General features: G+C 62.4%; 24 protein-coding genes. 11 read left to right on the forward strand and 13 right to left on the reverse strand.

What is annotated here, in order from left to right; all coding sequences use genetic code 11:
- Position 1: 1 nt before the first annotated feature.
- Complete coding sequence (locus OPC11_RS09260; RefSeq protein WP_007982447.1) at positions 2 to 319, forward strand: hypothetical protein; 318 nt, start codon at positions 2 to 4, stop codon at positions 317 to 319.
- An 18-nt stretch (positions 320 to 337) separates the two neighbouring features.
- Here the strand turns inward: OPC11_RS09260 and OPC11_RS09265 are convergent, their stop codons facing one another.
- The 5 genes from OPC11_RS09265 to OPC11_RS09285 all read right to left on the reverse strand — a co-directional run bounded on the left by OPC11_RS09265 (position 338) and on the right by OPC11_RS09285 (position 5,999).
- Complete coding sequence (locus tag OPC11_RS09265) at positions 338 to 1,552, reverse strand: cytochrome P450 (RefSeq protein WP_264781688.1); 1,215 nt, start codon at positions 1,550 to 1,552, stop codon at positions 338 to 340.
- Between the two features lie 199 nt (positions 1,553 to 1,751).
- On the reverse strand, positions 1,752 to 2,882 hold the full coding sequence (locus tag OPC11_RS09270; RefSeq protein ID WP_264781689.1) for an ABC transporter ATP-binding protein: 1,131 nt from the start codon (positions 2,880 to 2,882) through the stop codon (positions 1,752 to 1,754).
- A 6-nt stretch (positions 2,883 to 2,888) separates the two neighbouring features.
- On the reverse strand, positions 2,889 to 3,761 hold the full coding sequence (locus tag OPC11_RS09275; protein ID WP_007982441.1) for a carbohydrate ABC transporter permease: 873 nt from the start codon (positions 3,759 to 3,761) through the stop codon (positions 2,889 to 2,891).
- Positions 3,758 to 4,657: a sugar ABC transporter permease gene (locus OPC11_RS09280; RefSeq protein ID WP_306421008.1), complete on the reverse strand. Its 900-nt coding sequence runs from the start codon at positions 4,655 to 4,657 to the stop codon at positions 3,758 to 3,760. Before OPC11_RS09280 ends, OPC11_RS09275 begins: the two co-directional genes overlap by 4 nt.
- Positions 4,658 to 4,673: 16 nt before the next feature.
- Complete coding sequence (locus OPC11_RS09285) at positions 4,674 to 5,999, reverse strand: ABC transporter substrate-binding protein (protein ID WP_264781692.1); 1,326 nt, start codon at positions 5,997 to 5,999, stop codon at positions 4,674 to 4,676.
- A 192-nt stretch (positions 6,000 to 6,191) separates the two neighbouring features.
- On the opposite strand from OPC11_RS09285, the gene OPC11_RS09290 reads away from it, so the two are divergent.
- Positions 6,192 to 7,109: a serine/threonine-protein kinase RIO2 gene (locus tag OPC11_RS09290; protein WP_264781693.1), complete on the forward strand. Its 918-nt coding sequence runs from the start codon at positions 6,192 to 6,194 to the stop codon at positions 7,107 to 7,109.
- On the opposite strand, the gene OPC11_RS09295 is transcribed toward OPC11_RS09290, so the two are convergent.
- From OPC11_RS09295 to OPC11_RS09305, 3 genes are all read right to left on the reverse strand, one after another.
- On the reverse strand, positions 7,106 to 7,258 hold the full coding sequence (locus OPC11_RS09295) for a DUF1328 domain-containing protein (RefSeq protein WP_007982434.1): 153 nt from the start codon (positions 7,256 to 7,258) through the stop codon (positions 7,106 to 7,108). The genes OPC11_RS09290 and OPC11_RS09295 overlap by 4 nt on opposite strands.
- Positions 7,259 to 7,616: 358 nt before the next feature.
- Positions 7,617 to 9,164, reverse strand: a complete 1,548-nt coding sequence (locus tag OPC11_RS09300; RefSeq protein WP_264781694.1) for a hypothetical protein — start codon at positions 9,162 to 9,164, stop codon at positions 7,617 to 7,619.
- 583 nt (positions 9,165 to 9,747) lie between these two features.
- Entirely contained in the window at positions 9,748 to 10,449 is a 702-nt protein-coding gene (locus tag OPC11_RS09305; RefSeq protein WP_007982432.1) for a hypothetical protein, read from the reverse strand.
- A gap of 205 nt (positions 10,450 to 10,654) precedes the next feature.
- Here OPC11_RS09305 and OPC11_RS09310 point away from each other — a divergent pair, with 205 nt between their 5' ends.
- Both OPC11_RS09310 and OPC11_RS09315 read left to right on the forward strand, forming a co-directional pair.
- Positions 10,655 to 11,245: a 50S ribosomal protein L15e gene (locus OPC11_RS09310; protein ID WP_007982431.1), complete on the forward strand. Its 591-nt coding sequence runs from the start codon at positions 10,655 to 10,657 to the stop codon at positions 11,243 to 11,245.
- Between the two features lie 169 nt (positions 11,246 to 11,414).
- Positions 11,415 to 12,041, forward strand: a complete 627-nt coding sequence (locus tag OPC11_RS09315; protein ID WP_264781695.1) for a TMEM175 family protein — start codon at positions 11,415 to 11,417, stop codon at positions 12,039 to 12,041.
- A gap of 240 nt (positions 12,042 to 12,281) precedes the next feature.
- Here OPC11_RS09315 and OPC11_RS09320 read toward each other — a convergent pair whose 3' ends face one another.
- A complete protein-coding gene (locus tag OPC11_RS09320) occupies positions 12,282 to 13,298 on the reverse strand; it encodes an NADP-dependent oxidoreductase (RefSeq protein WP_264781696.1) in 1,017 nt (338 codons plus the stop codon).
- A 58-nt stretch (positions 13,299 to 13,356) separates the two neighbouring features.
- A complete protein-coding gene (locus OPC11_RS09325; protein WP_264781697.1) occupies positions 13,357 to 14,172 on the reverse strand; it encodes a CPBP family intramembrane glutamic endopeptidase in 816 nt (271 codons plus the stop codon).
- A gap of 92 nt (positions 14,173 to 14,264) precedes the next feature.
- On the opposite strand from OPC11_RS09325, the gene moeB reads away from it, so the two are divergent.
- The 4 genes from moeB (at position 14,265) to OPC11_RS09345 (ending at position 17,321) form a co-directional block, all read left to right on the forward strand.
- The gene (gene moeB / locus OPC11_RS09330; RefSeq protein WP_007982427.1) at positions 14,265 to 15,083 is read left to right on the forward strand and encodes a molybdopterin-synthase adenylyltransferase MoeB; all 819 of its coding nucleotides are present in this window, start codon (positions 14,265 to 14,267) and stop codon (positions 15,081 to 15,083) included.
- Between the two features lie 176 nt (positions 15,084 to 15,259).
- Positions 15,260 to 15,829 (forward strand): DoxX family protein, encoded by a 570-nt coding sequence (locus OPC11_RS09335; RefSeq protein ID WP_264781698.1) that lies wholly within the window; start codon positions 15,260 to 15,262, stop codon positions 15,827 to 15,829.
- A gap of 70 nt (positions 15,830 to 15,899) precedes the next feature.
- A complete protein-coding gene (locus OPC11_RS09340; protein ID WP_264781699.1) occupies positions 15,900 to 16,082 on the forward strand; it encodes a hypothetical protein in 183 nt (60 codons plus the stop codon).
- A gap of 75 nt (positions 16,083 to 16,157) precedes the next feature.
- A complete protein-coding gene (locus tag OPC11_RS09345) occupies positions 16,158 to 17,321 on the forward strand; it encodes a VIT1/CCC1 family protein (RefSeq protein ID WP_264781700.1) in 1,164 nt (387 codons plus the stop codon).
- 26 nt (positions 17,322 to 17,347) lie between these two features.
- Here OPC11_RS09345 and OPC11_RS09350 read toward each other — a convergent pair whose 3' ends face one another.
- From OPC11_RS09350 to OPC11_RS09360, 3 genes are read right to left on the reverse strand one after another with little or no spacing between them, the layout of a single operon-like run.
- Positions 17,348 to 18,517, reverse strand: a complete 1,170-nt coding sequence (locus tag OPC11_RS09350; protein WP_264781701.1) for an NAD(P)/FAD-dependent oxidoreductase — start codon at positions 18,515 to 18,517, stop codon at positions 17,348 to 17,350.
- Positions 18,518 to 18,551: 34 nt separating this feature from the next.
- A complete protein-coding gene (locus tag OPC11_RS09355) occupies positions 18,552 to 19,064 on the reverse strand; it encodes a MarR family transcriptional regulator (RefSeq protein WP_007982422.1) in 513 nt (170 codons plus the stop codon).
- Between the two features lie 33 nt (positions 19,065 to 19,097).
- A complete protein-coding gene (locus OPC11_RS09360; protein ID WP_264781702.1) occupies positions 19,098 to 19,469 on the reverse strand; it encodes a hypothetical protein in 372 nt (123 codons plus the stop codon).
- A gap of 195 nt (positions 19,470 to 19,664) precedes the next feature.
- Between OPC11_RS09360 and OPC11_RS09365 the strand changes: the two genes are divergently transcribed.
- The 3 genes from OPC11_RS09365 (at position 19,665) to OPC11_RS09375 (ending at position 22,115) form a co-directional block, all read left to right on the forward strand.
- A complete protein-coding gene (locus OPC11_RS09365) occupies positions 19,665 to 20,300 on the forward strand; it encodes a DsbA family oxidoreductase (RefSeq protein ID WP_264781703.1) in 636 nt (211 codons plus the stop codon).
- Between the two features lie 63 nt (positions 20,301 to 20,363).
- Positions 20,364 to 21,089 carry a ribonuclease H-like domain-containing protein gene (locus OPC11_RS09370; protein ID WP_264781704.1) on the forward strand — a complete coding sequence of 242 codons (726 nt, stop codon included), beginning with the start codon at positions 20,364 to 20,366 and terminating at the stop codon, positions 21,087 to 21,089.
- 261 nt (positions 21,090 to 21,350) lie between these two features.
- Positions 21,351 to 22,115, forward strand: coding sequence for an NAD(P)-dependent oxidoreductase (locus tag OPC11_RS09375; RefSeq protein WP_264781705.1), 765 nt, complete (start codon positions 21,351 to 21,353; stop codon positions 22,113 to 22,115).
- Positions 22,116 to 22,127: the final 12 nt, after the last annotated feature.

A 22,127-nucleotide genomic window follows, 5' to 3' on the forward strand; every position in this document is an offset into this window, starting at 1 on the left:
GATGGCACTCTCGACGAGCGCGTGGGTCGTCATGCTCGGGTCCATCGCCGTCCTCTGGGGCACGGCCGTGTGGGCGCTCGTTCGCTCGCTCCGAGACGAGGACGAAAAGCTCGAACTGCTGAACGAACAGGGCGAAATCGACACCTACTCCCCGCGCTCGATGACGGAACTCCGGGAGTGGATACGGGAGAATCCTAACGACAAACACGCGTCCGAGGCCCGCGAGCGCTACAACGAGTGCGTCGAGACGCTCAGACGTATCGATACGACGTTCTACGACTGGAGCCAATCGGAAATCGACTCGCTGGAGCGGTTGTAGCGGCGGTCCAATTTTTTGTCACTCGGCGCGTTCGACACGACACGGCAGGGCTTCGAGTCCGTGGAGCAGTTGGGTCGAAAGCGGACTCTTGGGTTCGTCGGTCGGCTCGATGGTGTCGAACCGATCCAAGAGCGCGTCGAGCGCGATGTCCGCCTCGACGCGGGCGAGCGGCGCGCCGAGGCAGTAGTGGATGCCCTTGCCGAACGCGATGTGTCGGTTGGGACTTCGCTCCGGCCGGAACCCCTCCGGCGCGTCGAACACGTCGGGGTCGCGGTTCGCGGACCCGATCCACGCGGTCACCAACTCACCGGCTTCGATGGTTTCGCCGCCGAGTTCGACGTCCCGGGTGGCGACGCGACGGATAGACTGGGCGGGAGAGCGGTACCGAAGTACCTCCTCTATCGCCTGTTTTCGGTCGATTTCGCCCGTTCGAACGGCGTCGGTCACGTCGTGTTCGTCGAAACACCACACGGCGTTCGTGATGAGATTCGTCGTCGTGATGTTGCCCGCGATGAGAAGGAGGATGCAGAACCCGACCTTCTCATCGCGTTCGAGGTCGTCGCTCGTCGCCGCGAGCGTGATGAGGTCGTCACCGTCCCCGTCGGCCCGCTCGTCGAGTAGGTCGCCGAAGTACTCGGCCATCTCTCGACGAGCGCGTTGGCGCTGTCGTTCGTTTTTCTCCATCGCCGTTTTCGTCTCCTCCGTCGGACTGGCGACCAGCGCGTCCGACCACGACTTGAATTGGTCGCGGCGTTCGGCGGGGATTCCGAGCAGTTCCGCGATGACGGTCACGGGGAACGGATACGCGAAGTCGCCGACGAGGTCGATTCGGTCCGCGTCCTCGACCGCATCCAGAAATTCGGCGGCGAACGATTCGAGACGGGGTTGCAGTTCGCGTATCGTTCCCGGCCGGAATCGTTCGTCCACGAACCGCCGAAGTCGGTCGTGTTCCGGGGGTTCCGCGTTTATCATGGTCCGGCGCATCGCTTGGTCGTCGTCGAACGACACCGCCTCGGCGTCCCGCATGTCCGAGGAGAACGCGTCGTAGTCGGAGAGCACGCGGTCCACGTCCTCGTACCGAAACACGTCCCACATCTTTCGACTCTCGTCGTAGCGAACGGGAGACTCCCGACGCATTCGTGCGTACCAGTCGAACGGGTCGAGTTGCCGCTGTCTGTCGTACAGTTCTTCGGGCGGTCGGAGGACCGATGACGCTTGATTGGGGGATTCCATCGACTGAATAATCGTTCAATTAGATTGTATGCTTTTTGGTCAGGAGATGGTTGATAGTAGAAAGAAAACGTAGAGATAAACGTCGAACAACTATCAACACGGAGCAATTTCGAAGTGAGAGAGGTACTGACCAGTCAGTTAGAATCGCATTGTATGGCTGCTCGTTCGAGGCGTGAAACGAGGGTCGGGTCCGGTCCGGCTACGCCGAGGGACGCTTCACCGGCGTTCGCTCGGATGCGCCCGGCGACGAGTGATATATCGCCGCCCCGGTATCGGAACGGAACAGGTGGAGCCGTTCCGGGTCGGCGACGAGGCCGACCGTTTCACCCACTCCGACCGACCTTCGCGGGTCGGCTTTGACCGAGAGTTCGGTCTCGCCGACGGTGCCGCGGAGCAACAGCGACTCGCCGAGCGGTTCCGTGACGCTCACCGAGAGTTCGATATCGCCCTCGCCCTCGCTGACCGCGAGGTCTTCGGGACGAATTCCGACCTGCGCGCGGTCGATATCGGTATCGACGCGCGTCTCCGCCCGTGGAAGCGGGATGCGAAATCCGTTCCCCTCGGCGACCCGGCGTCCGTCGCCCTCGGAGACGCGAGCGGGAAGGACGTTCATCGACGGACTGCCGACGAACTCCGCCACGAATCGGTTGACGGGATAGTCATAGAGCGTCTGCGGGTCATCCACTTGCTGGATTTTCCCGTCGTTCATGACCGCAACGCGGTCGCCGAGCGTCATCGCCTCCGTCTGGTCGTGCGTGACGTAGATGGTGGTTCGTTCGAGTTCGGCGTGGAGTTCCGCGAGTTCCGCGCGCATTTCGACGCGCAGTTTGGCGTCGAGGTTCGACAGCGGCTCGTCCATGAGGAGAATTTCGGGGTCCCGAACGAGCGTCCGGCCGATGGCGACCCGCTGTCGTTCGCCGCCCGAGAGTTCACCCGGTTTCCGGTCGAGGAGGTCCACGATGTCGAGCGTGTCGGCCGCGTCGGCGACCGCTCGCTCGATTTCGTCGCTCGTGTACGACCCCGACGAGTTCATGCCGAAGGTCATGTTCCGCTCCGCGGTCATGTGCGGGTAGAGCGCGTAGTTCTGGAACACCATCGCCACGTTGCGGTCCTTGGGCGGAACGCCGTTGACGACGTCGCCGCCGAACCGAATCGTTCCGTCGGATATCGTTTCGAGTCCGGCGAGCATGCGAAGCGTGGTGGATTTCCCGCACCCGCTTGGTCCGACGACGACGAGGAACTCGCCGTCGTTCACTTCGAGGTCGATGCCGTTGACTGCCGTCACGTCGTCGTACCGCTTGACGACGTTTTTCAGTGAGATGGTTGCCATAACTGGTCACTTTTGTTGAAGTCCGAACGTCTGGAGGAGCGGGCGGTGCAACACGAGGAGAACCAAGAGCGGGGGGACGAGCGCGATGACGGCACCCGCCATGATGAGTCCCCACTGGGTTTGCCCCGCGGCGCTGGCCGACTGCAAGAGTTTGACGCCGACCTGCGCGACCTGCTTTCGTTGCGTGCTCATGATGGTGAGCGGCCAGAGGTACTGGTTCCACGCGTAGATGAACTCGATGACCGCGACGCCCGCTATCATGCCCTTCGACATCGGCACGAGGACGCGAAACAGGAACGTGAGCGGTCCGATACCGTCCAGTCGGGCTGTTTCGACGAGCGAGTCCGGAATCGACCGGAAGTGCTGTCGAAGCAGGAAAACGGTCGTCGCGCTGGCGAGGTAGGGCGCGGTCAGCGCGAGCAACGAATCCGACCAGCCGATGCTCGCCACGAACTGGAACAGAGAGAGGATGCGCACCGGGACGGGGAGCATCAGCGTGAACAGGATGAACATGAACACCAATCGCTTGAACCGGAACCGGTAGTAGACGATGGCCAGCGCCGCGAACAGCGAAATCGTCACCTTGCCCACGACGATGACGAGTGACATCGCGAGCGAGTTGAGCAGATACCGACCCATCCCGTACTCGGTCATGGCGGCGACGTAGTTGTGCGCCGCCTGCCCTCCGGGGGCGAGGTTCGTCGTCTGGTATATCTGGGTCGTCGTCTGCGTGCTCATCAGGAGCGCGAGCAACAGGGGCAACGCCATGACGAACGTCGAGCCGACGAGTGCGACGTGCACGAAGAGGTTGTCAGGGAGCACGTCCCGCCACGACCCCCGACGCACTCGGTCGGCGGCGGGGAACGACTCCGTGCTCATGAGTTCCCTCCGTACTGGACGTACCGGTCGGAGAGGCGCAACTGGGCGTACGTCAGCACGCCGACGATGCCGAACAGGATGACGGACTCGGCGGATGCGAGTCCGGGGTTCGAGAACTCGAAGGCGTCCCGGTAGAGCTTGAAGATGAGGAAGTTGGTCGCCCCGTTCGGGCCGCCGTGGGTCATCAGGTCCACCAACGAGAAGGTGCTGAAGAACGCGTAGATGGTGTCCATGACCACGAGGAACAGGAGCGTCGGCGAGATGAGCGGGATGTAGACGCGGGTGACGAGTTGAAACCGACTAACGCCGTCGAGTTTTGCCGCCTCGTTGAGCGTCTCGGGGACGTTGTTCAACGCGGCGAGGATGAAGATGATGTTGTAGCCGAGTTGCTTCCAGATGGCCGCTATCGCAACGATGACCAACGCGAGCGTGCCGTTCGTGAACCAGTCGAGCGTGATGCCGAACAGGTCGTGAAGGAAGTACGTGATGACGCCAAGCGTGGGATGAAACAGGAAGAGCAGAATCGTCCCTGCGACCGCTGGCGGGAGCGCGTACGGCCAGATGGCGGCCACGAGGTACGCCGCTTGCCCGGTCGTCACCTCGTAGAGGAGCGTCGCCACGAACAGCGAGACGGTCAGCGTGCCGACCACGACGGCGACGGCGAAGAGGGCCGTCACCGCGATGCTGTGACGATACTCGGGGGAGGTGAGGAGGGTTGCGAAGTTGTCCAGTCCGACGAACGTCTTGTGGAGACCCAGCACGCCCGTGTTGTAGAGGCTCAGACGGATCGTCTCGACCGACGGATAGTACAGGAACGCGACGAGGACGACTATCGTTGGCAGCAACAACAAGGCCGCCTGCCAGGTGCTCGAATACGTTGATTCTTTAGTGGACATGAAAAGCTGAGGTGAGTTACTTCTGGTTCGCGCGGGCCAGTTCGGACTCGACGTCCTTCTTCGCGCTGGCGAGCGCGCTATCGACGCTGGTGCCCTGAATCATGCTCACGTAGCTCTTCTCGACGATGGTTCGCGTCTTTGCGAACGGTGCCATCTGTGCGCCGCGAGTCGCCGTCGTATCCTTCGTGGCCTGCAGTTGGTCGAACGCCGTCTTGAAGTTGGGATTCTCGTCGAACCAGCCGTTGTCTTGGAGTTGGCCGACGGCCTCCTTGCGGACGGGGAAGTATCCCGTGTTCTTGTGCCATCGAACCTGCTGTTCGGGCTGGGTGAGCCACACGAGAAAGTCCGCCGCCGCCTTCTGTTTGGCGTCCGAGAGTCCCTTCGGAACCCAGAGCGACCCGCCGCCGATGACGACGCCCTTGCGTTTCCCCTCCGGGGTGGGCAGGTAGCCGGTACCCATCTCGAAGCCGTTCTCCTTCGCGCCCGCGGTGGTCGAGGCGATGCCCGAGGTGGAGGTGATGAGCATCCCGACTTTCCCGGCGATGAACGCCTGTTTCGCGGCGCTCCAATCCTCGATGCCGGGATTGAGGTACGCGCCCTGCTCGTACAGCTCCGTCCACCAGTTGAAGATGCGCTTTGCCGCGTCGCTTTCGAGATAAATCTCGGTCGGGTCGCCCGCGCGACCGTTCTCCTCGTTGACGAGGAGCTGATTTTGCTCGGCCATCCACTGCTCGACGAACCAGCCGTGGTTCGGCCACGTGATTCCCTTCTTCGTGGTTTCCGAGTCGATCAGCTTTGCTGAGGCGTCCGCGATACCTTGGAAGGTTTTCGGCGGACTCTCGGGGTCGAGACCGGCCTTCTCGAAGGCGTCCTTGTTGTAGTACAGGACGGGATTCGAGGAGTTGAACGGCATCGAGTTGAGCGTATCACCGATGCGGTAGTAGTTGAGGACCGGATTCAGGAAGTTGTCGTAGTCGATTGCGTCCGACGGAATGATGTCTTGGACGGAGACGAACGCGTCGCTGGTTCGTGCCAGTCCGGTCCCGATGTCGAAAATCTGGGCGACCGCCGGGGGTTTGTCCGCCTTGACCGCCGAAAGGGTCGAATTCAACGTCTCGCGGTAGCTCCCCTTCGACGTCACCTCGACGGAGACGTCCTCGTGTTTGGATTCGAAGTCGGAACCCATCTGGTCCAACAGCTTCGCGGTGTCGCCGCCCATCGCATGCCAGAACTTGATTGAGGTTTTTCCGCCGCTCAACTGACCGCTGCAACCGGCGAGCGCCAACGCACCGGTTGCGGCGCTCGTGGCCAGGAACTTTCGACGAGTGGATTCGTTCGTCATTACCCGTCGATTTGGACAACCGACCTTAAGGCGTTGTAATAGGCCTATATTGCGAATACATAATCATACGGAGTAGTCAATCGGAGTATGAATCGCACGCCGTTTCCATCGCAATCGCCACGAAAGTCGTATCGGAGACCCCTATCAGCGTAGTCGCAAGCCCCTTACGCGCCGGACGAGTAGGCGAACGCGATGGTTCGGAACGTCGCACCCGAGATGGCCGAGTTGGAGCCGGAGGACTTCTATCTCCTCTCGGGCGTCGAGCAGGGGATGCGCTTCAGCGAGTGGGTACAGAAGGAGAAGATTCCACGCTTCTCGCGGTTGACCGCGGAGGAAGTCGAATATCGAATCGACCGGTGTCTCGACCGCGAACTGCTCGAACGCAAGACCATCCAGTACGAGGGCTACACCCTCACGTTCGAGGGGTACGACGCGCTCGCGCTTCGGGCGTTTTCCGAGCGCGACACGATCCAAGGCGTCGGGTCGCCGCTCGGCGTCGGCAAGGAAAGCGACGTGTACGAAGTGCAGTCGTTCCGGCCGCTCGCGTTGAAGTACCACCGCGAGGGCTACACCAACTTCCGCGAAGTGATGAAAGAGCGCGATTACACGTCCGACCGGGAGCACGTCTCGTGGCTCTACACCGCTCGCAAAGCCGCCGAGCGGGAGTACGACGTTCTCGAAGCGCTGTACCCCGACGTGAGCGTTCCGCGCCCCATCGACCACAACCGCCACGCCATCGTGATGGAGAAGATAGACGGCGTGGAACTCGCGCGCTCGAAGTTCGAAGACGAGCAGGTCGTCCCCGTCCTCGACCTCGTGCTCCGCGAGGTGGGAGACGCCTACGAAGGCGGGTACGTCCACGCGGACATGAGCGAGTACAACGTGTTCGTCAACAGCGAGGGAATCACCATCTTCGATTGGCCGCAAGCGATTCCGACCGACCACCAGAACGCGGCGGAGTTCCTCGAACGTGACGTTCGCAACATCGTCGGCTACTTCCAGCGCAAATACCCGCAACTCGTGGGCGACGTGGACGTCCCCGCGGTCGCGGACGCCATCACCGAAATAGAGTTCGACTCGGTTCGCAACCACGTGAGCGACGGGCCTTAAATGACGTAGGACACCACCGCCAACACGAGGAACACTATTATCAACCACTTGGCGATGTCCATCGACATGCCAGCGATGCCACCCGCGCCGAGAACTCCAGCAACGATGGCGAGGACGGCGAACGCGATCGCGAGTTCGAGAATCGCCATTAGCGACTCACCCCGCCGACGCCGTATCTGTATGCGAGATACATGCACAGTCATAGACCCCCTGGTCACTTCGTGTCGTGGGCTGAATTAGCAAGTACAGTATGTTATTTGTGGCCGTGAGGAGATTTTATCATGGAATACAAGGATTCGTATTATAATTATCTTGTTTAAACTGATTAAATAAATTAATCTGTGTTAGGGAATATAATGGATGTATGGCACGACAGGATGTCGCCACGTATCTCGAACGGCACCCACGAATGATCGGCGCTTTGTTCATGGCTAGTTTGCTCTTGATGCAGGCTGCGCCTGTGTTGGCGAATATGGGTGAAGGCTTTCACGGTCCATAACCATTCCTTCAATCTGATAAATCGATATCAAATTTTAATTCGCCATCGATAATGACTGGTCTCGTTTCAATATCCAAGAATTTGTTCAAATTTTTCAATGGAACATCACTCGATTGAAAGTCATTGCAAACCAATCGACGAGCAGAACCGCCAAGAATATTAATTGTGTAAGAAGATCCGATCCCACACTGGGTAGAGGAATACGTCTCTACTTCAACACTATAGGTATTATTTGGCGTACTTGCGATTGAAATGTGTATAGGAATACCGCCTTCGTTTTGGACCAATGTTTGCTCCCCATTTCCCAAGGTAATATACCGATAGCCCGATACGGTTTCTCGGCGAGCAATCGTTAGAGCAGTTCGTAGAGAAAATCCACGATTCAATAGGCTAGCAAAGGCACGACCGACTCGCGTGGCAGTCGTATTTGCAACATCCGAAAGCGTAACAACACCACCTATACTCCCTCCCTGAATTAGCGCCATTCCCTGCTCGTATGAGGAACAGGCATTCAAAAAGAAGGACTTAATAGCGACATTACCAAGCGCTTGAGCGTTCAAACTACCATCGACACAGAGGAACCCGTCATCATCTACATGACCGATGTAATGGAACAAATCTACAGGAGTCTCTAGTATCTCACGCAACTCGGCTACAGTTCGGTTGTAATCGATGGTGATGTCATAATCAACCAGTTCACGAAACCCGTACAGTTCATCCACGATTTCGTCGCTCATCTCCGCGTCGTTACAGACGACGTGAATGCTGATTCCAGATTTGTTCGGCGCGGAGTAGTCGAATCCACGTTTGAGGGTTTCAACCGTTAGTTTGTTCGCACCCAACGGAAATCCATTCCCGACCCACGCGTGTTCGGTCGTTTCCACGGGGTCGGGTCGAACGATTTTCCCCGCGTCGGTTCGCTCGCTCGCCCCCCGGAGGAGGTCCGCGCTTTCGAACTCCCGCTTTTCGTCCCGCGTGAAGCCAGTCCGATAGAAGTCGTCGAACATCTGTGGCTGTGAAATCGACTGCTTCGAGGAGCGGAGCGGCGCGGAGCGAATCTGGGAGAGGTCGTACGCGAGAAACGGCAACACCGCGGCGTGTTTTTCGAGCGGCGTCACGTCCGTCGTGAGCGTCCACGTCGGGACGTACTCCGAAATCGTCTCGAACGGAACCGAAAGGTACGTCTCCAACTGTTCGGGGAGCGAACTGTCGTACACTTCCGCGAAGTCCCAGTCGAGGCGCGATTCGAGCCGGTTTCGTTCGTAGAGTTCGTCCTTGACGATTCCTTCCGTCCGAACAAGACAGTCGAGAAAGGCGGTCTGACGCAGGAGTCGATGCAGGGTTTCCTCGTAGGTGCCGTCGCTTTCGAGGGAGTACTCGAAGTCACCAGCGACCAGTTTTGGAACGCCGCTCGTCGGAACCACGTCCGCGCCGAGGTAGTAGGCCAACGACGCCGCCGGGTAGACCTTCTCGTGCACCAGGGGCAGTTCGAGTCGGACGCCGGTGTCCGGCGGGTCGATGGACTCCGGAACGTGGAATTCGTCGCCCAGTTCCACGAGCGGCGGATGCCCCCGGAGCGTCGGATGCGCGCGGTCGGGAGTCGTCATCTTGAGCGCGGACCCGAACGTCGAGAGCGCGCGCATCGTATCCCGAACCGACCCGGTGACGGTGATGGTTCCCTCGGGGGATTCGTGATACGAACGCGCGCCGATTCGAACGGCCGTCGATCCGTCGAACGAGAGCCGTATCTCCGTCTCCGACTTTCGAATCGTGACCGCGGACGAGAACGAGAGATAGATGACTATCGGCGTCCCGTTGAGTTGATAGTATTTCTCTCCCGGTTCAATCGTCAGTTCGGTGTCACTGTTCGGCGTGAAATCCTGTAGAAACTCGCCATCGGCCGAGTATACGTAAATGCTCCCCAATATCGGGAAGACTATCTCGTCCGTCTCGACGGTCACGGCCGAATCGACGGGATAGTAAAACGATTCGGCGGTTGCTGGCGTCGGTTCGACGGCGCTCGGGGTGTGCAACTCGAATCGCACCTTCTCGATGGGGTCCCGAATCTCGACGCCGGACCGTCCGTCCAGCGAATCGAACTGTGGCTCCACGATTTCGTGTGTTTCAGATCCCAGATACTTATAGGTCTACCCACGCGGTCGTCATATCGAGGGACGGGATGTGCCACCGGTGGTCGGGACGGTCACCGTCCCGCTGCCGGAGTTCGATTCGGGCGTCGAATAGAGGCGACAGTTCAGCAACCATGTCGGCGTCGTCCGGCACGGGAAGGTGGTAGTGGGCCATTCCGCGAACGCCCTTGGTAACCGCGCCGATGGAGCGCAGGAATCGCTTGAGCGCGAGCAGGTCGTGTTCGTCCACGAGGTAGTTCAGCGAATCGACACAGAGCCGAAGCTCGGCCGGGGCGACGCCCTCCGCGGCGTCGTCGTAGTAGCCGACGGCGGTCACTATCTCCTCGCGGAGTTCGTGGAGACCGTTGTGGCCGTCCAACGGCGGGAGGGTTTCGCTGACCCCCGCGGCGGCCTGTGGCATGGCGCGGCGACGGTTTCCGCGGTCGATGAGCCAGACGGAGGCATCGTCGTACGAAACGCCCGCCGGGAAATGCTCGTTCGCGGTGTTGATTCCCGCGTCCGTGAGCGCGAGGACGCGTTTTCGGTCGTGCATGTCATCTCCGAAGAGGGTGCGCGACGCGCGGTTCGTAACACGTTGTGACACTTCGCCGGTGACGAGGAGGTTACTTCCGTGCTGTCGGAGGCTTTCGAGGTGGTCCCGGAACACGTACACGTCCTCCTCGTCCCGGAATAACGGCCGACAGTCGTTCATCTTACGTTGTATTCCTCGTAATTTGATAAAACATCTCTGGTTGTGACGAGCGAAGACGAAGCTCTTAAACCCGCCAACCGGGAACGTTCGATAACTCGCTGGGAAACGGGCACCAGTGGGCACCTGCAACTGCAGGACGGAATGTGGCGTGGTCGATTGTGAATCGATTCCACGCTGAACCACTCAACGCCCGTGGTGATAGACCATGGCAAAAAGTTTCTACTCCCACATTCGGGACGCATGGAAGGACCCGGACGACGGCAAACTCGCCGAACTCCAGTGGCAACGAAAGCAGGACTGGCGCAAGCAAGGTGCCATCGAGCGAATCGACCGCCCGACCCGCCTCGACCGCGCCCGCTCGCTCGGCTACAAGGCCAAGCAGGGCGTCGTCGTCGCACGCGCAAGTGTCCGCAAAGGTGGCGCACGCAAACAGCGACACAAGGCCGGACGCCGTTCCAAGCGCCAGGGTGTCAACCGTCTCGGACGGCGGAAGAACATCCAGCGCATCGCGGAAGAGCGCGTCAGCAAGAAGTACCCGAACCTTCGCGTCCTCAACTCCTACTGGGTCGGCGAGGACGGCAGCCAGAAGTGGCACGAAGTGATTCTGGTGGACCCCGAACATCCCGCCATCCAGAACGACTCGGACCTCAACTGGATTTGTGACGACTCGCACCGCGGCCGCGCACAACGTGGCCTCACGAGTGCAGGACAGCGAAACCGCGGTCTCCAACAGCGCGGAAAGGGTACCGAACACACCCGTCCGAGCAACACCAGCGGCAAGGGCCGCGGCAAGTAACACCGCCGTTCGCGGTTCGGAACTCGAATTTATTGTATCGGTGCGACGACCCGCCAGCGATTGCTAGCGATTGACGAGTCGGAGCGGAGACGACGGATGGGAAAACGAGGGTCGAATCGCCCAGACCCATCTCAACGATTATCACCTCGGCGACCGTTCGTCGTACGCGATGGGGGAGTCCGAAGCGGAGGGTCAGGCAACGGGGACGGAGACGGAGGGGATGGCCCGATTGGCGGGGTTCAGCGACGGCGTCTTCGCCATCGCCATCACGTTGTTGATACTGAACATCGAGGTGCCCGAATCGACTGCTTCGGCGGCGGTCGCGGTCGCACAGGTGATACGCGAGTGGCCGGACGTGTTGAGCTACGTCATCAGCTTTCTCGTCATCGGCAACTACTGGATCGTTCACCACAGCATCTTCGAGGACGTCGATAGCTACGACCGACGGTTCCTCTGGTTGAACGTCGTCTATCTCATGTTCATCGCGTTCATTCCCTTTTCCACCTCGTTGCTCGGCGACGTTCCGGGACGCTTTCCCGTCATCGTCTACGCCGGAACGCTCACGCTGACGAGCATCGTCCTCGCCGTTCTCTGGCGATACGCGTGGACGTACGACCTGCTCGACGGCACGGTCGACGGCGAGAAAGTGCGCGACGTCACCGCCAGTATTCTCACGCCCGCCGTCGTCTTCGCCGGGTCGATTCTGGTGTCCTTCGTGAGCGCGCAACTGGCGATGTACTCGTGGTTGCTCCTCTTATTCGCCGATTCCGCACGGGAGCGGTTGCTCGGGGGGTGAAACCGCTCGGGGGAGACACGGTGAAATCTGAGGGTACGAGAGATGTGAAACTGGTTCGACCCATTGGAAAACCACTCGAATGAATCGTATTTTGCGATATGAAATGGTTCGCGTCGGCGGCGGACGCTGACCGTTCGGTCGGCGACGGTCGTCCGATAGCGAACCGTAAGACTTCGCGCTACGCTCACGGGTCGAGGCAGCGCGAGAGAAAAGATAACCGTCGAAAACCGGACTACTCGATTACTCTTCGGGTTCGCCGACCTTCACCAACTGCTTGCCGATGTTCTCGCCCTCGAACAGGCCGAGGAAGGCGTCGGGGGCGTTCTCCAGACCCTCGGTGACCGTCTCCCGATATTCGATTTTACCCTCGGAGATCCACTGGCCGAGCTGTTTCGCGCCCTGCTCGAAGCGGGGCGAGAAGTCGCCGACGAGGAGGCCTTCGACCGTCGCGCGCGTCTCGATGAGTTTACCGAGTTTGCGCGGTCCGGTGGGCATGGAGGTGGCGTTGTACAGCGCGATTTGGCCGCACACGGCGACGCGTGCATCGACGTTGAGTTTCGAGAAGACCGCATCCGTGATTTCGCCGCCGACGTTGTCGAAGTAGCGGTCAACGCCCTCGGGTGCGGCGTCGTCGAGCGCCGCGCCGTAGTCGTCCACGTCCTTGTAGTTGATTCCGACGTCGAAGCCGAGGTCGTCTTCGAGGAAGGAGACCTTCTCGTCGGACCCGGCGAAGCCGACGACTTTGGCGCCGGTGAGTTTCGAAATCTGGCCGACGACGGAGCCGACAGCCCCCGCCGCACCGGTGACGACGACGGTATCACCAGCGCGCGGTTGGAGGACTTCGCGGGTGCCGAAGTAGCCGGTCAGCCCCGGCATGCCGAGGACGCCGAGCGAGGTCGAGATGGGTGCGAGGTCGGGGTTGACCTGCTGGAGTTCCGGACCGAGGGCGGTAACGTAGTCGGCCCATTCGAGGTTTCCGGTCACGATGTCGCCAGCCTCGAAGCCAGCGCCGTTGGATTCGACGACTTCGCCGACGACGCCGCCCTCCAGCGGCTCGCCGACCTCCCACGGTTCGGCGTAGGACTCTCCGGCGTCCATCCGACCGCGCATGTACGGGTCCACGGAGAGGTACAGCGTTCGGACGAGCGCCTCGCCCGGCCCCGGTTCCGGGACGTCTTCTTCGACTAACTCGAAGGTGTCTCGGTCGGGCGTTCCGCTCGGGCGCTTCGACAGCAGGAATTTTCGATTCGTCGCCATGCTGAACAAATACTACGCGCACGGATAAGGGGGCTGTGGCGGAAGCCGCCTTTGCCGCTTACAGGACGGTACCGAGTGACACGAGGACGACCACGACGTGGAAGGTGACGTGACCGACCATCGCCGATTCGAGGCTCCCCCGCCAGTAGAGCCACCCCAAGCCGACGCCGACGAGCGCGTTGAGGGAGACGGCAAGCGCGCCCAACGCGGGCGTGAACGCCGGGGACGTCGAGAGCACGGGAAGGTGTCCGGCCCCGAAGGCGAGCGCGGAGACGACGACGGCCGTCCACATGACGCCCGAGGACGGTCGGTCGCCGCCGACGAGTTTCCAGACCAGCCACACGACGAGCGTCATGAAGCCGTATCGCACGAGCAACTCCTCGGTGATTCCCCCGTAGAGGAACCTGGTGGGGACGGTTGCGATGACCGAGAAGACGGTCGAGTGGACCCCTCCTGCAACGCCGAGCGACGGGAGGTCGGGCGCGACCACCGCGAGCGCACCGTCGAGGGCGAGCACGGTGACGGCGAGGGCGACACCGACGCCGACCGCCCCGGGGAGTTCCTCGGCGAACAGGACCGGCGGCTGCGTCCGCCCGACGAGTCGGTAGAGGACGTGCGAATGTAGCTTCACGCGCGGTGCGAGCGCCGTCCCGACGAGACAGGCGAGCGCGAGCAGGACGAGAGGTTGTGCGATACCGACGAAAAAGAGGGAGGGAGTCGGTGTGTCGGCGAACTGTGGGAGGGCTCGGAGTTCGTCCAGCAACGACGCGCCGACCGCCACGATTCCGGGAAGCCCGAGGAGGAACGTCACGAGGGCCCCTTCGAGGAACGAACGCCGTCGCGTTCGCTCCGTCGTCGACCCGGGGGTGTGCATACGACTCGGCGCGCGCCCGAAGGCGAAAAAGGGTTCGAGTCGTCCGGCGGGTCGAACCACGGATTTATAGCTCGATGCGCCTACTGAAAACCATGAGCGGCCTTTCGCTCGACGCGACACAGCTCGACCGCTACTCCCGGCACATCATCATGGACGAGGTGGGGGCTGAGGGCCAACAGGCGCTCCTCGACGCCCGCGTTCTCGTCATCGGCGCTGGCGGTCTCGGTGCACCGGTCATCGAATACCTCGCGGCGGCGGGCGTCGGCACCATCGGTATCGCCGACGACGATGCCGTCGAACGAAGCAACCTCCAGCGGCAGGTGATTCACGGCGACGACGACGTGGGGCGTCCGAAAGTCGAGAGCGCCGCCGACTTCGTTCGGGAACTGAATCCCGACATCGACGTCGAAACGCACGCGGTCCGCGTCGAACCCGACAACGCGGCGTCGCTCGTCGCGGAGTACGATTTCGTCGTTGACGCGAGCGACAACTTCCGAACTCGGTACCTCGTCAACGACGTGTGTACCCTCTCCGGCACGCCGTTTTCCCACGGTGCGATTTACAAGTTCGAGGGACAGGTGACGACGTTCACGACCGACGGGCCGTGCTATCGCTGTCTCTTCCCGGAAGCACCGCCGGAGGGAATGGTCGCCGACTGTGCGACGACGGGCGTGCTCGGCGTCCTCCCCGGAACCGTCGGCTGTATTCAGGCCACCGAGACGGTCAAATCCATCATCGGAGTCGGAGAGGTGCTTGAGGGCCGGATGCTGTTTTACGACGCGATGGACATGAGCTTCGAAGAGGTCGAATATCGGCGCAATCCCGACTGCCCCGTCTGTGGCGAGGACCCCATCGACTCCATCGAAGACGTGGAGTACACCGAATCGTCGTGTGCGGTGCGGGCCGACTGACACCCGTTCCGATTCCGTTCCCAATCCGTTGCCCGGTTTCCCTCCCCCAAGTGTCACGTGACAGCACTGGTTATTCATCCTAAAGCAGAAGTGTGAAAAAAGAGTTCTCAGGCCGTGGGAAATAGGAATCGGCTATATGCTCCAAGCGGTCGTCTCTTCATTTGTAGGTGAAGACAATGGCAACTAACGAAATCAACACCGGTGTAAACACGTTCGAAAGCAAAATCGGGGGACTGACCGTTCGCGGACAGGCACACAGCCTGAGCGCGTGGTTCGTATTGGCGCTTCGGCTCATGATGGGCTACGCGTTCCTCCACGCCGGGTGGGCGAAGATCGCCGCGGCGGAACCGTTCGATGCGGCGGGATACCTCCTGCACGCGGTGCCGAAAACCAGCCCGATGCTCGGCGTGTTCCACTGGATGGGCACCACGCCGTGGTTCGTGGACTTCGTGAACGTGGCCGTCCCGTTCGGTGAGTTCTTCATCGGCCTCGCCCTCATCGTCGGCGCGTTCGTCCGCCTCGCGGCGTTCTTCGGCGCGTTCATGATGGCGATGTTCTACTTCGGCAACTGGACGGTCGAACACGGCATCATCAACGGCGACTTCGCGTACATGCTCGTCTTCCTCGCCGTCGCGGCGTTCGGCGCGGGCCACATCCTCGGATTGGACGCGCTCATCGAGCGGTACGAGGTCGGCGGCGAAGCGCTGGTCGAGAAGTACCCTGCCCTGCGATACATCCTCGGCTAAGCACGCTTTTTTCTCGGACTCAGATTCCGCACACGGAACAAATACAACCTAGGCGACACAAGGCTGGCGTATGGAACACAGCATATCTCCGCACGAAGTGGTCCTCTTCGTGGGAATTCTCGCGGCAGTTGTCGTGAGCGGCAACCTCCTCCTCGGAATCGTAGCCGCCGTCTTGCTTCGTATTCTGAGCGTCCTGCTCGATATCCGAAACTCCCTTTCGACGCTCTCGGAACGGGAAGTCCTCGAAGGCTGATTTTCCGCACCTGTCGGTCCCCGCCTTCCCGATTCTCACGGCACTGTTTTCCCGAATGGCGATGATACAACAACTATGGAATCAGGGGACGAGGACTCGGACGACGCGGACCCGAGCAACGTGGACCCGGATGACGCGAAACGGTGGCGGGCCAACTGGCAGGACGAGGTGGACGGCGCGGCGCTCTATCGGGCGATGGCCGAATCGGAGTCGAATCCGGAGCTTGCCGAACTGTACGAGAACTTGGCGGCGACGGAAGCCGAACACGCGGATTTCTGGGCGACGAAGCTGGACGACGCCGACGAGCCGGTCGGCGAGCCGACGCCGAGCCGTCGCGCGCGAACCCTCGCGTGGCTGGCGCGGCGGTTCGGCGCGGCGTTCGTCCTCCCGGCGGTTCGCGGGAGCGAAATCGGCGGGAGCGCGGCGTACGCGGCACAAGCCGACGCGGGGACGACGCTCGCGGACGACGAGCGGTCGCACGCTCGACTCCTCTCCCAACTGGACACGCCGAGCGGCGTCGAGGGCGGGACGCTGGCGCGACTCGAAGGCAGGCATCGGGCGACCAGCGGAAACGCGCTTCGGGCCGCCGTCCTCGGCGCGAACGACGGACTCGTCTCGAACCTGAGTCTGGTGATGGGCGTCGCGGGGGCGGCGCTGTCCCCGAACTCGATACTCATCACCGGACTCGCGGGATTGCTGGCGGGAGCCGGTTCGATGGCGATGGGCGAGTGGCTCTCCGTCCAGAGTTCGCGGGAACTGTACCAGCGGCAGATCGCCGTCGAAGCCGACGAACTCGCGGAAGTGCCCGAGGAAGAGGAGACCGAACTCGCCCTCATCTATCGGGCGAAAGGGCTGTCCGAGGAGCAGGCCGACGAACTCGCCGCCCAAATCATCGCGGACCGCGAGACGGCGCTCGATACGCTCGCGCGGGAGGAACTCGGCATCGACCCGGAGGGACTCGGCGGGTCGGCGTGGGAGGCCGCGGGGTCGTCGTTCGTCCTGTTCGCGCTCGGTGCGGTCGTTCCGGTCGCGCCGTTCGCCCTCTTCGCCGGCCTCACCGCGGTCGGCGTGAGCCTCCTCGCCAGCGCGCTCGCGCTGTTCGTCATCGGTGCCGGAATCACGCTACTCACGGGACGGAGCGTCCTGTACTCCGGCGGACGGCAGGTTCTCATCGGACTCGCGGCGGCGGCCCTGACGTTCGGCGTGGGTCGGCTCATCGGCGTGACCATCGCCGGGTGAGGAAGTGGGAAACGAACACTTCGGGGTCAGTTCGTCCGGTCGTACTCCCAGTCGTCGCGGAGCGCCCGCCACACCGACGTTCGGACGGCGGGAATCGACAGCAGACGGCCCGTAAGCGACGGATGGGAGAGGAGACGAATCAACGCCCGGTGGGGCTTCCTGTCGATAGCTTCGATGTCGATGCCGGACGCCACGGAGAGCAGGTCCGCCAGCAGGTCGGTTCGCCCCTCGTCCAGAACGGTCGTGGTGAGCGACGAGAGGAGGTATTCGGCCCGCATGCTCCGATGGAGGCGGTCGGGGTACTCGTCCAGTTCCCCCGCCGCAACGCACTCCGCGAGCAGGGACGCGGAGTGAATCGCCTGTGAGATGCCTTTTCCCGTGAAGCGATTTGCGATTCCGGCGGCGTCGCCGACGCGAACGACGTTGTTCTCCGGGCGATAGATTCGCGCCGGGTCCAAACTCGGCCCGCGCGGGATGACGGCGACGTTCGTTCGGGTCCGGTCCGGTTTCGGCCAGTCGTTGCGCTCGCACGCGGCGCGGAACGCGGCGAAGTAGTCGTCCGGAACGTCGCCCTCGTGCCATCCGACGCCGACGTTGGCCCGCGTTTCGGTCTTCGGGAACAGCCACTCGTAGCCCAGATACCCCTCGAAAACGATGCGCGAGTGGGGGAAGAGGGCGGAAAAGTCGCCCGTCACGTCGGCGTTGAGCGCGACCATCCGACCGGCGTACTCGTCGGTCGCCGCGCGAACCTTGCTCGTGAGCGACGGCTGACCCGTAGCGTCCACCAACAGGTCGTACTCGCCCCCGAGACGGCGAAATTCCGCCTTGCTCACGCCGTGGTTTGCCCGGACATCGACGCCCCGGTCGGCCAGCCACGCCGCCCACCGTCGCTCGACCAGATTTCGGTCGGTGATGTAGGCGTCCCGTGCGGGAAACGTGCCGCTGCCGATGACCGTCTCGTCTCCCCGAACCGCCACTCGAAACGACGGGACGGGGTTCAAAAACCCGTTTTCGGCGGTCTTTTCGAGCGGGATTCCCGAGGCGGCCGTCATCGCCTCGCCGCAGTTGACCCGTTTTTCGTCGTACCGCTGACGCTCGTAGAGGGTCACGTCGTCGCCGAGTCGCCGGAATTCGGTGGCGGCCGCGAGGCCGCCGACCGCACCGCCGACGACCGCGATGGATCTCCGACGTCGCATATCGTCTCCGATACGATTCGGCGTACGAAAAAAGCTACTCAGCCAGCAATCCGTCCACCAGGCGGGTGAAGCGGTCCACCATCCGCTCGGGGAACGACGGCGTGACGGCCGCCAACAGGTGGGCCGTCTCCTCGGGTCGCGTCGGCGCGAGCGTCACCCGATTTCGAACGTCGTGGCGTTTCTCCACGAGGTCCTGCTCTTCGAGGTGCGAGACGTGCCATTCGAGCGTGCTCCGGGCGATTCCGAGGTCGTCGGCTAGCGTCCCGGGGCGGGCGGTTCCGCGCTCCAAGAGCGTGACGAGCACGTCGCGGGCGGTTTCGCGGCGGAGCAGGGCGAGCGCCGCCCGCTCCCACTCGTCGTACTCGGGGGTGTAGTAGTGGGTTTTGCCGTAGAGCTGTTCGCTCACGAGGCGACCCTCGGTCAGCAACGCTCGGATGTGATACTGTACCTGTCCGGGCGCGATTTCCGACTCCCGCACGAGGTCGTTGAAGTGAATTCCCGGACGGGAATCGACGCATTGGGCTATCCGTGTTCGTGTCTCGGTCATCGTTTTCAGTGGTTGTCGTTTCGTCGTTGTGGGTCAGTCGTCATCGTCTTCCGTCGGCACCGTTTCGTCGTCGTGGGTCAGTCGCCGCGTTTCGACGCTTCTGGCGTAGTAGACCGCACCGATGAGGAGGGCGATGACGACGATGTCGAGCGCGTGTTCGTACAGGTGGTGGGCGTTCGCGGAGAGGTAGTTCGCCGCCGTCATCCCGCCGACGAGTTCGCGGCCCGCGAGCGCCGCGAACGCGAGTGCCACCAGCAGATACGGGAGCGTCCGCCGCTGTCGAAACGCCGCCAGCGCCAGCAGGAAGACGGCCGCGGACCCGATTGCCGCCACCGCCAACACGACGTGGAGTGCGAGTCCACCGGAAGAGGCGACGGCGTGGAGCGGGTACAGTGCGGGTGCCATCTGTCACGAATTTCGTGCTCGACGTACCTGAGGCGTTCGGTTCCGGGATGTGGTTGAGCGAGACGATCGAAGGGAGACGATGGCGGAACGGAGTCACGAGGAAGTGCTCGCGGAGCTGACGACGGGAAATCCGACGAAGGGGCAACCGCTTCCGAGGCCATCCGCTTTTTGCACCCCACCGCACAACGGCCATCCATGAGCCACCCCGAAGCGGCCGACCGACTCGTCGTGTACTCCGATTACGTCTGCCCGTTCTGCTATCTGGGACGCCAGTCGCTGGAGCGGTATCGGGAGACGCGCGAGGACCCCCTCGTACTCGACTGGCATCCGTTCGACCTGCGGAGCGGGAATCGCAAGGCCGATGGCTCCATCGACCGGAGCGCGGAGGACGGGAAGGGCGAACAGTACTACCGACAAGCGCGGGAGAACGTCCGGCGGCTACAGGAGAAGTACGACGTCGAGATGGCTCAGGAGATAGCGACCGACGTGGACTCGCTCCCCGCGCAAGTCGCCTCCTACTACGTCAAATCCGAGCACCCCGACGACTGGCTCGACTTCGACGAGGCGATTTTCGAGGCGCTGTGGCAGGATGGACGGGACATCGGAGACGCGGACGTCCTCGCCGACCTCGCGGAAGGCGCGGGACTCGATACGGACGAGATTCGGAACGCAATCGCGGACGACGACCTCCGCGAAGAGCTTCAAGACAGGTTCGCGGAAGCGCAACGGCGCGGTGTGACGGGCGTCCCGACGTTCGCGTACGACGGCCACGCCGCGCGCGGTGCGGTCCCGCCGAAGCAACTCGAACGGCTCGTGGACGGCGACCGGTAACGCGAGGTCGCCGAAACAGATTACCATAGTTTTACCATCGCCGCCCGACGCCGTGAACGATAGATGGCAGGACGGTTCGCACTCGACATCGAAACGGTGAGCCCGACGCTCGACCACTACGAGACGCCGCCGGATTTCCGCGACCCGGCGTACTTCGAACTGCTCGCGGTCGCGGTCGGCTACGAATCGCCCGGCGGCGACAGGGAGACGGAGATGCTGTTCCGACGGGACGACACGCCCGACGACGAACTCGATTTGGTCGCGCGAACGCTCGATTGGCTCGCCGAGCGGGACGGGGACGAGTACATCACCTACGGCGGCGAGACGTTCGACGTGCCGCAACTCGTCGGCCGAGCGAGGGCGGCGGCCGATTCGACGCGGGAGGGCCTCGCCGAACGGCTTCGGACCCGACTCGAAGCGGACCTCGCGCACGTCGATTTACGGCGTCCGGCGTGGGACGCGTTCGGCGACTACACGCGGCTCGAAACCGCGTGCCGAGAGGTCGGAATCCGACCAGAGGACACCCGCTGGGACACGTACGACCACGGTATCGACCTCGACGCGCTCCGCCCCGAGAAGTTTCGGGGCTTCGGGAAGGTCATCAACAAGGACGTTCCCGTATTCGGGGAGCGGTACATCGCGCTCGCGGCCGCCGGAGCGACCGAGACGCTGACGTTCCGGTCGTTGCACGAACTGCTCGACCACTACGGCCGGGAGGATGTCGTACACCTGTTCGACCTCGCCGACGCCCGCCCGTTCGACGTCGCGGATACCGCGTCGTGGGCGTGATTCGAAGACGGATGCAATCGGACGTTCCTGACGGCGAGAAGCGCCGAGAATAGTATTTTTCAGTATGCTTTAGTACTATTCAGTACTTTATAGTAGTTATTAGTTAACCAGGCATCGAATCAGTGTTCGACGATAGGATTCAGTAGCAAAAAACGAACGGAGTGGAATCGTTCGACGCCACGTCGCCAAATCCACGAATCGATAGTTTCCTGACACCGTTCGACGGAGGATATAGGGTCATCCGGGACGAATCACGCCGACATGACACGGATCGCAGTGACGGGTGCCGGAGGCAACGTCGGCCGCGAGTCGCTGACCGCGCTCGAAGACCACGATGTGACGCCGATTACGCACAGCGAGCACGACGACATCGACAGCGTGCGCTGTGACGTGACGGACTCCGACGCGCTTTCCGACGCCCTGTCGGGACACGACGTGGTGGTACACCTCGCGGCGAACCCGTCGCCCGAGGCGGACTGGCGGAGCACCGTGGACGTGAACATCGAGGGAACGCGGAACGTCTTCGAGGCGGCGCGGGAACACGGGATTCGGCGGGTCGTCTTCGCCTCCTCGAACCACGCCGTCGGAATGTACAACGCCGCCGACAGAACGAAGACGGAGACGATGACGACCGAGACGGCCGAACCGATCTCCCACGACGACCCGCCGCGCCCGGATTCCTACTACGGCGTGAGCAAGGTGACCGGCGAGGCGTTGGGGACCTACTACGCCGACCGGCACGGTATCGAGGTCGTCAACCTCCGAATCGGGTGGCTCCTTCCCGAAGACGGCCTTCGAGACACGCAGGACGAACCGGAGGAACACGCCCGTTTCGCCCGCGCCATGTGGCTCAGCCCGCGGGACTGCCGCGACGTGATTCGCGCCGCCGTGACGGCGGACCTGCCGGAACGGGCCGTCACCGCCCACGCCACGTCGCGCAACGACGACCGGTTCCTCTCCCTGCTCTGGGCGGAGCGTGCGCTCGGCTACCGGCCGCGCGACAACGCGACCGAAGTCCTCGAATGAGGTTCGGAGCCG

This window comes from Haladaptatus sp. T7 (assembly GCF_026008575.1).
GTDB lineage: Archaea > Halobacteriota > Halobacteria > Halobacteriales > Haladaptataceae > Haladaptatus > Haladaptatus paucihalophilus.